The 11222-nt window shown below is 68.4% G+C and carries 11 protein-coding genes and 1 pseudogene; 4 read left to right on the top strand and 8 right to left on the bottom strand.

Going from position 1 to position 11222, the window contains the following annotated elements; genetic code table 11:
- Positions 1 to 72 precede the first annotated feature (72 nt).
- From fliD (ABIC16_RS21155) to ABIC16_RS02680, 3 genes and pseudogenes are all read left to right on the top strand, one after another.
- Positions 73 to 963: pseudogene (gene fliD, locus ABIC16_RS21155) on the top strand (flagellar filament capping protein FliD); the annotation flags it as partial.
- A gap of 103 nt (positions 964 to 1066) precedes the next feature.
- The gene (gene fliD / locus ABIC16_RS21150; protein ID WP_502958337.1) at positions 1067 to 1558 is read left to right on the top strand and encodes a flagellar filament capping protein FliD; all 492 of its coding nucleotides are present in this window, start codon (positions 1067 to 1069) and stop codon (positions 1556 to 1558) included.
- The gene (locus ABIC16_RS02680) at positions 1555 to 1959 is read left to right on the top strand and encodes a flagellar export chaperone FliS (RefSeq protein ID WP_354289948.1); all 405 of its coding nucleotides are present in this window, start codon (positions 1555 to 1557) and stop codon (positions 1957 to 1959) included. The genes fliD (ABIC16_RS21150) and ABIC16_RS02680 overlap by 4 nt, the downstream gene beginning before the upstream one ends.
- A gap of 25 nt (positions 1960 to 1984) precedes the next feature.
- Here the strand turns inward: ABIC16_RS02680 and ABIC16_RS02675 are convergent, their stop codons facing one another.
- From ABIC16_RS02675 to argH, 5 genes are read right to left on the bottom strand one after another with little or no spacing between them, the layout of a single operon-like run.
- Positions 1985 to 2935 (bottom strand): zinc transporter ZntB, encoded by a 951-nt coding sequence (locus ABIC16_RS02675; protein ID WP_277970529.1) that lies wholly within the window; start codon positions 2933 to 2935, stop codon positions 1985 to 1987.
- On the bottom strand, positions 2932 to 3699 hold the full coding sequence (locus tag ABIC16_RS02670; protein WP_354289947.1) for a precorrin-2 dehydrogenase/sirohydrochlorin ferrochelatase family protein: 768 nt from the start codon (positions 3697 to 3699) through the stop codon (positions 2932 to 2934). Before ABIC16_RS02670 ends, ABIC16_RS02675 begins: the two co-directional genes overlap by 4 nt.
- Complete coding sequence (gene lysA, locus ABIC16_RS02665; RefSeq protein WP_354289946.1) at positions 3696 to 4964, bottom strand: diaminopimelate decarboxylase; 1269 nt, start codon at positions 4962 to 4964, stop codon at positions 3696 to 3698. The genes ABIC16_RS02670 and lysA overlap by 4 nt, the downstream gene beginning before the upstream one ends.
- Before the next feature lie 12 nt (positions 4965 to 4976).
- Complete coding sequence (locus ABIC16_RS02660; protein WP_277970532.1) at positions 4977 to 5219, bottom strand: hypothetical protein; 243 nt, start codon at positions 5217 to 5219, stop codon at positions 4977 to 4979.
- Positions 5216 to 6586: an argininosuccinate lyase gene (gene argH / locus ABIC16_RS02655; protein WP_354292241.1), complete on the bottom strand. Its 1371-nt coding sequence runs from the start codon at positions 6584 to 6586 to the stop codon at positions 5216 to 5218. Before argH ends, ABIC16_RS02660 begins: the two co-directional genes overlap by 4 nt.
- Positions 6587 to 6605: 19 nt before the next feature.
- Between argH and ABIC16_RS02650 the strand changes: the two genes are divergently transcribed.
- Positions 6606 to 7181 (top strand): TlpA family protein disulfide reductase, encoded by a 576-nt coding sequence (locus ABIC16_RS02650; RefSeq protein ID WP_277970533.1) that lies wholly within the window; start codon positions 6606 to 6608, stop codon positions 7179 to 7181.
- A gap of 139 nt (positions 7182 to 7320) precedes the next feature.
- Here the strand turns inward: ABIC16_RS02650 and ABIC16_RS02645 are convergent, their stop codons facing one another.
- Genes ABIC16_RS02645 through ABIC16_RS02635 form a run of 3 tightly spaced genes read right to left on the bottom strand, consistent with a single transcriptional unit; the run spans position 7321 to position 11083 of the window.
- Positions 7321 to 7695: a YdbL family probable chaperone protein gene (locus ABIC16_RS02645; RefSeq protein ID WP_354289945.1), complete on the bottom strand. Its 375-nt coding sequence runs from the start codon at positions 7693 to 7695 to the stop codon at positions 7321 to 7323.
- Complete coding sequence (locus tag ABIC16_RS02640; protein WP_431358417.1) at positions 7695 to 7922, bottom strand: YnbE family lipoprotein; 228 nt, start codon at positions 7920 to 7922, stop codon at positions 7695 to 7697. The genes ABIC16_RS02645 and ABIC16_RS02640 overlap by 1 nt, the downstream gene beginning before the upstream one ends.
- Complete coding sequence (locus ABIC16_RS02635) at positions 7919 to 11083, bottom strand: intermembrane phospholipid transport YdbH family protein (protein WP_354289944.1); 3165 nt, start codon at positions 11081 to 11083, stop codon at positions 7919 to 7921. Before ABIC16_RS02635 ends, ABIC16_RS02640 begins: the two co-directional genes overlap by 4 nt.
- Between the last annotated feature and the right edge of the window lie 139 nt (positions 11084 to 11222).

The raw sequence follows: 11222 nt of genomic DNA, 5'->3' as shown, positions 1-11222 counted from the left end.
CTGCGAAAAACCCCTAAAGTTTCCCCCGCCCCAGCCGTTCTACCATTCAGACCAAGCGACGGGACCGACCGCATGACGACGACGACCGCCACGACCGGATCGACCACGATCGGCCAGTCGCTGCTCAACTCGCTCAACGCGGGGTCGGGCGTCGATACCGCCAGCCTCGTCGCCTCGCTCGTCCAGGCGCAGTTCGCGTCCAAGAACCTCCAGCTCACCAAGCAGGATACCACGCTCACCGCGCAGATCTCGTCGGTGGCTAAGGTGCAGAGCGCGATCACCAGTTTCTCCTCAGGGCTCAACACGCTGGTCAAGGGCGGCAGCCTCCAGACCCAGCCGACCAGCAGCGATACCAGCATCCTGACAGCCAGCGCGCTGTCGGGCGCCAAACTCTCGGGGCTGTCGGCGTTCGTCGAGGTGACGCAGCTCGCCACCGCGCAGACGACGACGAGCACGACCAAGTTCGACAGCCGCAGCGCGACCGTCGGCTCCGGCACGCTGACGCTGACGCTCGGCACCGCCAAGGACGCGGCGGTCTCCGGCTTCACCACCAGCGCCACGCCCATCAAAGTCACGATCGATTCGACCAACAACACGCTCGACGGCATCGCCAAGGCGATCAACGCGGCGAACAGCGGCGTTTCCGCGACGATCATCACCGATACCGACGGCAAGGCCCGTCTGTCGTTGAAAGGCCCCACCGGCACCGACAAGGCGTTCACGCTCAGCGGGGATTCGACCGGGCTTGCGCAGCTCAACGTCGGCGGCAGTGCCCCCGCAAGCACCATCACCGCCGCCGCGGGCAATGCCAAGCTCTCGCTCAACGGCACCCCGGTCGAACGCTCGAGCAACACGATCAGCGATCTGGTCGACGGCGTGAAGCTGACGCTTTCCAGCGTCACGACGGCGGGCAAACCGGTCGTGCTCGGCAGTTCGACCCCGACCGCGGGCCTCACCCAGGCGGTCACCGATTTCGTCGACACCTACAACCAAATGCTCGCGGAGTTGAAGACCGAGACCGACGTCGCCTTCCGGTCCGCTCAAGAACGATTACAACGCGACCAACCTGCTCCGTTCGCTGCGCGGGCTGACGCTCACCCCGCTCACCACCGGCGGCGCGGCGGGCGCGCCCGGCACGCTCGCGGCAATCGGAGTCAAGACCAACAAGGACGGCACGTTGAGCGTCGACCAGACCCAGCTCACCACCGCCCTCACCAAGACCCCCGACGCGGTCGAGGCGCTGTTTGCCGATGGCACCGGCGCATCCGGCGGCGGGATCGCGGCGGCGCTCAGCGCGATCTCGACCGCGGCGGTCAGCAACAAGGTCGTCATCAACGGCCGGACCGAAACGACCGGCCTCGTCGCCAGTACCGCGCTCTACACCGCCGCCAAGACCAAGGTCAGCGCCGCCGAGGAAAAGGTCACGTCCGACACCGCCGCCTATCAAGAGCGACTGACCAAGCAATATGCCGCCTCGGACGCGAAGGTCGCCGCGTACAAGGCGACCCAGACGCAGCTCCAGAACCAGATCGACCAGTGGAACAAGTCGGGCCAATGACCGTCGCCTACGCCTCCCCCTTCGGCCGCAACCCGGAAGCGACCTATCGCCAAATCGAAGTCGCCGGCCAGACCGCCGAGGCCGACGGTCCCGCGCTGGTCCAGTTGCTCTACGACCAGGCGATCCGCGCGTTGCGCGGCGCCGCCTGGGCCGCGGAGAACAACAATTACAAGATGAAGAGCGACAAGGTGACGCGCGCCACCGCGATCCTGTTCGCGCTGGAAGCCGGGCTCGATTTCGACAATGGCGGCACGGTCGCCCCTGCGCTCGCCCGGCTGTATGCGGGCACGCGGATGACGGTCGTCAACGCCGCGGTCGGCAACGATCCCGCCCCGTTCCGCGACGTCGCGGACACGCTCGACGAGATCGGCCAGGCCTGGCGCACCGTGCGCGCGGCGTAGGGCCGGCGCAGGAAGGGCAGCCCCGCTACCCGAACCACCGTTTCGCGCTGAAATAGCCGATGATCCCTACCGTGATCGCGATGCACACGCCGCCGATCACGTCGAACGCCCACGGCTCCTTGGCGAACGGCAACCCCTCGACGTTCATCCCGTACAGCCCGGTCAGGAACGTCAGCGGCAGAAAAATGAGCGCCACGATCGAAATCAGCAGCGAGCGCGAATCGATCTGTTCCGCGCGCAGATCGGTCAGCGCCTCGTGCATCAGCGCGGAGCGTTCGCGGATCGCCTCCAATTCTTCCGCCATCCGCGCGGCACGATCGGCGGCCGACGTCAGGTGCAGCCGGTCGTCGTCGTGCAACCAGTCGCACGGCAACGCCGCCAGCTTCTCGAGCGCGGCGCGCTGCGGCTGGACGAAGCGGCGATAGCCGATCGCGGTGCTCCGCACCTTGGTCACCTTGCGGCGCAGTTCGAACACCTTGTCCGCGTCGAGATCCGCCTCGCAATCGTCGAGCTGATCGCCCAGTTCGCCCACTTCGGGGTCGAGCTCCTCGGTGATCGCGCTGGCGAACTCCGCGATCAGGTCGCCTGGGTCGGCGATCGTCCCGCCCTCGACCGCCTTCACCACGTCGTCCACCGCGGTCAGCGTGCGTCGCGTCACCGAAAACACCCGCCCCGCCAGCGCGTAGATCCGCACCGACGCGAGCGGGTCCGACGTCGTCATCTCCTCGTTCGATCGTCCGCGCAGATTGAGGAACGCGCCCTCGCCCAACGCATCGCAGCGCGGGCGCGATTCGGTCGTGGTCAGGACGTCGACGACATAGTCGGGCAAGCCGGCGGTCTCGCTGAGCCAGCTTTGCGCCTGCTCGTTATTGCTCATCAGGTGGACCCAGATCAGCTCGCCGGTCGCGTCCATAGCCGCCTTGATGTCGAGCCGCTCGGCCTTCGCATTCGCGACCCGGTAGGCAAACCCGCTCACGGCAGCTGCATCCAAATCGTCAGCCCCGCGTCTTGCGCGATCGGCGGCACTTCGGACACGATCCGCACCGCATCCGCACGCGACCGGTCGAGGATCGCAGACGGCGTCGCGGCGGGCGCATAGATCCGGTCGGCGAGCGCCAGCGCGCGCGCCTGCCCCAGCGTCAGGTCATCCGGATCGGCCGACGTCAGCCGGATCGTCACCAGCCGGTCGGGCGAGGCGGTCGCATCGACCAGCCACCCCGGCACCGCCTCGGGCGCCGCCGTCAGCGGATCGAGCGGACCACCTTGCGCAAACGCGCGCCCCAGCGCGCGCCGACGATCATCCAGCGCGGGCAGCACCAGCCGGATCGCGCCGCGCATCGCGTTCAACCGGTCAGCGAGCGGCCCCAGCGTCGCGGGGAGCATCGCCTCGAGCCGTTGCCGAAGCGCCGCCGCCAGTCCGGCGGACGCGCCGCCCGTCCCGATCGCGATCAGCACCGGGCTGCGATCGATGATCGCGGGGAGCGTGAAGTCGCAATCGTAGGGCCGGTCGACCGCATTGACCAGCACGCCGCGCGCCTTCAGCCGGTCGATCGCGCCGCGCGCCTCGGCATCGTCCTCGATCGCGACGATCGCGAGCGACGCGGTCGCCGCCTCGCCGACGATCACCGCGCCCGCGCGCTCGAGCAACCGCCGCTTGGCATCCGCGGGTTCGCCCTCGCCGAGCAACATCACCGGCCGCCCCGCCAGCCGGACGAACAACGGGAGGCTGTGGAGCGTCATGCCTCGGGCTTGAGCCATTCGGGCAGGCGTTCGGCGGCAAGGATCGTCTCGGGGTTGATCCGGTCCGCGACCACCGCGAAGCGATCGCCATCCACGAGAACCTCGGGCACCAGCGCGCGACTGTTGTACGTGCTCGCCATCGTCGCGCCATAAGCGCCCGCGGTGCGGAACACCGCGAGGTCGCCGCTCACCACTTCGTCGATGTCACGCCCCATCGCGAAGGTGTCGCCGCTCTCGCACACCGGACCCGCGATATTGGCCATCATCCGCCGCCCGTTCGGGCGCACCGCCGCGAAATCATGCCACGCATCGTACAAGGCGGGCCGCGCGAGATCGTTCATTGCGGCGTCAACGATGACATAGGGGTTGGTGACGCCGGGCTTGACCCAGATGACCTTGGTCAGCAGCACGCCCGCATTGCCCGCGATCACGCGCCCGGGCTCGAACATCAGCGTGACGCCCCAGTCGCGCGTCACCCGTGCGACCATCGCACCGAAGTCGGCGGGGCTCGGGAACACATCCCCCTCGCGATACGGCACGCCGAGCCCGCCACCGAGATCGATCCGGTCGATCGTATGCCCAGCACCGCGCAATTCGGCCATCAACGCGCCGACCCGCCGATACGCCGCTTCCATCGGCGCAAGATCGCCCAGCTGGCTGCCGATATGCACCGCGATCCCGCGCAAATTGAGCCCCGGCAACCCCGCCAGCCGCCCGAAGATCGCGGGTGCCTGGTCGATCGGCACGCCGAACTTGTTCTCGCGCTTGCCGGTCGAGATCTTGGCGTGCGTACCCGCATCCACGTCCGGATTGACGCGGATCGTCGCATTCGCCGTCACGCCACGCTCGGTCGCGAACTGTGCGAGGACGACACCCTCTTCCTCCAGCTCGAGATTGAACTGGCCGAGCCCGCAATCGAGCGCGCGGACCAGCTCCTCGCTCGTCTTGCCAACGCCTGAGAACACCACGTCCGCCGCCGGAATCCCCGCCGCCAGCGCGCGCGCGAGTTCGCCGCCCGAGACGACGTCCGCGCCGTACCCCGCATTGGCGAGCAGGCGGAGCACCGCGAGATTGGGGTTGGCCTTGATCGCATAGGCGAGGTGGACGTCGCCCGCCGCCGCCAGCCCCTCGCGGAACACGCGCGCATGCCGCTGGAAGGTCGCGGACGAATAGACATAGACGGGCGAGCCCACGGCCTCGGCGATCGCCGGCAGCGGCACGCCCTCGCAGTGCATCACGCCGTTGACGAGAGCAAAATGATCCATGAAATCAGCCGATCAATTGGGCGGGGGCAAGTCGAATTCGTCGCCGCGCCGTTCCTGGGAATTCTTCAGCAGCTCATCGCTGCGTTCGGGTCGGGCCTGGTTGCTGGGGGTCAGCAACTGCGTGGGTGTCGGTGTCGCCTTGGCCCCATAAGGCGCGACCGGGAGCGGCTGCCCCTCCGCCGGTTTGAGCGCGGAGGACGCGCCACAGCCCGACAGCAGGAGCGCAGCCCCCAACCCAGTTACCAAGCGTTTCATCGATGCGATCCTTCCCGCGCCGCCGCCACCGCGGCGCGCACGTTGCTGGGGGCGGTGCCACCGAAGCTCGTCCGGCTCGCGACCGAGGCATCGACGCTCAGCACGTCGAACACGCGCGCGTCGATGCGCGAATCGATCGCCTGCAGATCCTCAAGCGACAGTGCATCGAGCATCACGCCCAGCGTTTCCGCGCGGCGCACCGCTTGGCCCGTGATGTGATGCGCCTCGCGGAACGGCACGCCCGCTTCGCGCACCAGCCAGTCGGCCAGATCGGTCGCGGTCGCGAAACCCGATTCCGCGACCTGCCGCATCCGCTCGGTCTTGAAGGTCGCGCTCGCCACCATCCCGGTCATCGCCGCGATCGATAGTTCGAGCAGGTCGTGCGCCTCGAACACCGGTGGCTTGTCGTCCTGCATGTCCTTGGAATAGGCGAGCGGCAGGCCCTTCATCGTCACCATCAGCGCGGTCATGCACCCGAGGATCCGCCCTGCGTGCCCGCGCACCAGTTCGGCGGCGTCCGGGTTGCGCTTCTGCGGCATGATCGAGCTGCCGGTCGACCATTGGTCCGACAGCGAGACGAAGCCGAACGGCTGCGACGCCCACAGCACGAATTCCTCGGCCAGCCGGCTGAGATGCAGCGAGCATTGCGTCGCGGCGGTGAGGTAATCGAGCGCGAAATCGCGGTCCGACACCCCATCGAGCGAATTGCGCGTCGGCCCGTCGAACCCGAGCGCCTGCGCGGTCATTTCGCGATCGATCGGGAAGCCCGTTCCGGCAAGCGCCGCCGAGCCGAGCGGGCACAGGTTCCCGCGCGCGCGCGCATCGGCGAAGCGGCTGCGGTCGCGCGCGATCATCTCGTGATACGCCATCAGGTGATGGCCGAGCGTCACCGGCTGCGCGCTTTGCAGATGCGTGAAGCCGGGCATCACGCTCGCGGCATGCTCCTCCGCGCGCGTCAGCAGCGCGTCCTGGAACTTCCCGAGCGCCGCGTCGACCTGGTCGATCGCATCCCGCACCCACAGTTTGAAATCGGTCGCAACCTGATCGTTGCGCGAGCGTGCGGTGTGGAGCCGTCCCGCCACCGGCCCGATCGCCTCGGCGAGCCGCGCCTCGGTCTGCATGTGGATGTCCTCGAGGACCATGTCCTCGGTCACGCCGTGTTGGGCATAATGCGCGGCGACCGTGTCGAGCCCCACCGAAATCGTCGCGGCATCCTCGCTCGAGACGATGCCCTGCTGCCCGAGCATCGCGACATGTGCCTTGGATCCTGCGACATCCTGCTGCCACAGGCGCTTGTCGAACGGGATCGAGGCATTTATCGATCGCATGACCGCAGCCGGACCCTCGGCAAAGCGCCCGCCCCACATCGCATTGGATGTTTCGTTCATGTCTGCATCGACCATCTCTTCGTTCCGCTTGGCGATCGTCCCGGTCCTGCTGCTAGGGCTCGTTGCGGGTTGCGATAAGCAAGTCTCGGGCAACCGGCAAGCGGAGGCGACGCCGACGGCATCCGCGCCGGTCGCGGCAGCCCCAAAAGCCGACAAGATCGACCGCACCCACAAGGGCGATCCCGCGCCGTCGGTCAGCTTCGAAGGCCCCGACGGCAAGCCGATGACGCTCGCGCGCTTCAAGGGCAAGCCGGTGCTGGTCAATCTGTGGGCGACGTGGTGCGGTCCGTGCGTCAAGGAAATGCCGACGCTGGACGCCGCCGCCGCCGACATCACCGTCGCCGCGATCAGCCAGGACAAGGACCGCCCGACGATCGACGCCTATTTCGCCAAGAACGGGTTCAAGCGGCTGAAACCCTATCTCGACAAGAACGTCGCGCTGAGTGTCACCTATGAGGCGAGCCTGCCGATGAGCATCCTGTTCGATTCGACCGGCCACGAAGTCTGGCGCTCGACCGGCGGGATGGACTGGACGAGTGCCGAAGCCAAGGCGCTGCTGGCGGAGGCGAAGTAACCTCCCCGCCCCCTCCCGGAAGCAATAGCGCGCTCCGCCCCCCCCGGTTCGCCCTGAGCGAAGTCGAAGGGCCTTGCACGACGCAGGGGGCTTCGACTTCGCTCAGCCCGAACGGGAGGAAGTGCGTGGTGCGGTTGCCTTACAGGCAGCGCGAATCCCGCTCCGGCGCACCCGCCCCACGCGTCTTCCACGCGCCACCCGGCGCGCGATACTTGTCCCCCGGCGCCGTCTTCGCGATCAGATTGCACCCCGACGTGAACGCAAAGTCCTCGACCGTCGCATTGTTCGCCGCCGCTTCGCGCGTATAGACCGACTTGCGCTGGATGTTGACGTGCGCGACCAGCGCCGCCAGCGCGGGCGTCGACGCGCCGACCACGCCCAGATACCCATCGGGCTGCTCGCCGATCTGCCCGGCGGCGCGCGCCGCCTTCCAGTCGTCCTGCGCCAGCGCGACGCCGGCGGTTCCAAGCAACACTGCCGCGGCGAGCATCGCCGCCATCTTCCACGTACGCATCAGAAAATCCCTGGGTTTGACTGGATCACCGTCTTGGCCTGATTGTCGAGCCGGTAGACGACCTCCTGCTTCACGTTGATGTTGAGGTTGATCTCGATCGGCTTGTCCGGCGCATTGATGCTGACACAACCCGTCAACGCCATCGTCAGGCCCGTGATCGCTATCGTCCATTTCATGCGTGTCGTGGTCGGTCGTCCCATGTCCGTCGTCAATCCTGTTTCGCTCATGGCACGATCCTGCTTTCCGGAGGCTGAATAACAGGCGCCCCCGCCGTGGGGGCTTTCGCCTGCTTGTCCTGTTCCAGCAGCAAGCTCGGGAGGTTGCGCTCGATCAGGCGTTTGGGGTCGTAGAAACTCTGTGCCGAATCAATCAGCTGGCGGAACGGCGCGCTGATCCGGATATTGAACACCAGCGGCAGCTTCTGGAGCCGGTCGAACAGGAAGTTGCGCTTCGCCCCCTTGCCCTGGCTGATCCCCGAGAATTTGACCTGAGTCAGCATCTCGCCCGCCAGCGGCCCGTTCATCACCAGCGACAGATTGCGATAGCGCAGCGCCTTGAGCGACTGGAACGCATAATTGCCCCAGAATCCAAGATCCTTCTGCGATAGCTCGCCGACATAGGCGATCGACCCGCCGCCGGGGCGCACCACCAGCCGCCCGTCGGTGATTCGCCCGCCGGTCGCATCGAACACCATCGGCAACACCCCGTCGAACACGCCGGTCGCATCAAGGTTCTTGAAGTCGAACTGCTGGAGGAATTGCGCCGCTTCCATCCCGCTCACGTGGAAGGTCATCCGCCGCTCCTGCGCCGATCCGAAATCGAGCACGGTCGGGTCGAGTCGCAACGATCCCCCCGCGAACGGCCAGCGCCCGTCCTCGATCGCGATTCGCGTCCCCGGCAACAACTGATAGCGGATCGTCCCGTCGGTCACCGCGACCCCCGGGTTGATGCTCTTGATCGTCACCACCTGCCCCGGCGCGGTCGCCAGCGCGAGCAGGTCGGTGAAGCGCAGCTCGCCCGCAACCCCCGTCACCGGACCGAAGGCGGCGGCGAGATCGGTGTTGGCGGTGCGGAACACGCCGTCGCTGGTCAAGTCCTTCGGGCTCCAGCGGATATGCCCTTCGCCCGTCACCGTCCCTACGACATCGGCCACCACGCCCAGCGTCAGCGGGGTGAGCAGCTCGGGCTGGAACTTCGGCCCGAATGTGAGTCCGGGCACGGTCAGATCGGCATGGCCGGTGCCGGGGGTGAGGTCGTGGACGATCGCGACATCGGCGACCCGCACATTCTGCGTCGGCTCGTACAGCGCGCCACCCGCGGTGATCCGGCCCGCCTTCAACGCCAGTGTCACGTCGCGCGCCGCCATCGGCCGGAACCGCGCGACCGCCGCCGCATCCGCCACCGCCATCGTGCCATCGAGCGACAGCACGCCGCCCCCGAACCGCCAGCCGCCCGCAGCCCCCGACAGCACCAGCGGCACCGCCCCGATCTGCCCGCCCGCCCCGGTAAAGCGCCCGCCAAGCCCGCCAGCCGCAAAGCTCCCGCTGAGGTCGGCGATATCGAGCCGTGTCACGCGCTCGGGCGTGCCCAACCGCAGCGCGACGCCGGTCACGCCGAACCGCCCGTCCGCAAGCATCCACCCGGCATGATCGAGCGCAAGCGACACCGGCGACGTGCCGAGCTTCCCGGCCAGCCGCGCGTTCCCGATCCGCCCTCCGCCGCCGAGTTTCCCACCGGCGAGGCGCACCAGCGCCCCGTCCTGCGGGCACACCGTCACCGCTGAGCGCGGCAGATCGAGCCCGTTCGTCCGCAGCCGCGCAAATCCTACGGCCGCACAGGCCGGATTGACCGTCACCGTGCCCCGACCGTCCCAGCGCGCATCGATCGGCAGCGCGAGCGCATCGACTCGCCCATCGCCGATCGGTCCGCTCAAAGCCACGCGCGTTTCGATATGGCTCGCACCATTGCCCCCAGCGGAAAACACCACCGGCGCCAGTTCCAGCAGCGCATTCCCCGCCGCATACGGCGCGACCACCGCGCGCCCGACGATCGGCGCGCCCGGTCCGGCTTGCGCGATCGTCGCGCGCACCGACGGAAGCCCGCCCCCGGAAACGACCGCATCGCCCTGAATCCGCAAGCCGCCCGGCCAGCGATAGACGACCCCGCTATCGCCCGACACCGTCGCCTGCACGCCGGACGCACTCGCCACATCGAGCCGCGACACGACGATCTGCCCGTGCTTGCCGTCGATGATCGCGGAGATCGCCGCGGTCGCGTCGATCGATCGTCCGGCGGCTTGCAGCGCATCCCCCAACCGCGCGGCCAGCGGCGCGATCGGCGTTCCCGCCCCCACAGCGCGCAACGGTGCAACGCGCGCGAGCAGCGCGGCGGGGACCGCGACCCGGTCCGCGCGCACCCGCCCGTCGAGCGCAAACCCGTCATCGGCATAGCGATACCGCCCCGTGACGCCCGCCCCGCCAGCACGGACGTCCGGCGTGACGATCGCGGCCGACGCCAGGTCGACCGATCCGGACACATCATCCATCGATCCGACGAATGCGACGGGTCCGGTCACGTGGCGTACCTGCACGCCGCTACCGCTCGCCGCGTCCACCGCCAGCCGCGCCTTGCCCTTGAAGTGATCGAGCGTCAGCCCGAGCGCGAGCGTCAGGTCGGCGCGCGCCTTGGCAATTTGCACGTCGCCGCACGTCCCACGCGCAATCGCGACGGGCCCCGCCACGCTCGGCCGCGCCGCATCGATCCGCAGCGCGAGCGCCGCATCGAGCCCGGCGATCGTGCACGGTCCAAAATCGAGCGCCGCCGCCCGCGCCCCGAGCGTGCCGCGGAACCCGTCGTTCAACTGCCCCTGCCCGGCAACCTGCAGCGCCACCGGACCGTAAGGCGTCGTCAGCGCAATCCGACCGTCGGCGATTGCCGCACGGACAGCGGGCAGCGCGAACGGCTTGCCCGATGGCGCTGGCAGTAGCCGATCGATTGCCCCGAACGACACTTTAGCGTCTTTCAACGTCGCGCGCAGTGCAACATGCCCGGCGCGAACCGCCCCGACCCCGACGCCCGTAAGCCCGAGCGTGGTATCGACCTCGACCCAGTCCGCGACCAGATCGGGTCGTGCGGGGTCGCCGATCCGCACGTTGGTCAGCCGCTGCGTATGCAGGCCGATCTGCGCGACCTCATACCGCGCGGGCACGTTGGCAGCGCGCAGCGCGTCATCGATGAAATGCTCGGCCACGCGCTTGCGCTCGACCCACAGCACCGCCAGCAGCACGATGACCAGCAGCAGCACGCCAAGCAGGACCCAGCGCCCCACAGGGCGACGCCGCTCCGTCACCACGGGCGAGACCGATTCCTCGGGGATATCGTCCGTCACGCCGTCATCATCACCCGCAATGCTTGCGCGGCGACCTTAGCCGCCCGCGCCGGTTGTTCAACCGCCGTTGCGCTCTGCTTCCCATTCGCAACCACAGCACCGGTAACGGTGTGCGCCGCAAAAGCGCCTCGCAGCAAGA

The organism is Sphingomonas sp. PvP055 (genome assembly GCF_040546365.1).
In the GTDB taxonomy this organism is placed as follows: Bacteria; Pseudomonadota; Alphaproteobacteria; order Sphingomonadales; family Sphingomonadaceae; genus Sphingomonas; species Sphingomonas echinoides_A.
This window is presented reverse-complemented; position numbering and strand designations above follow the sequence as displayed.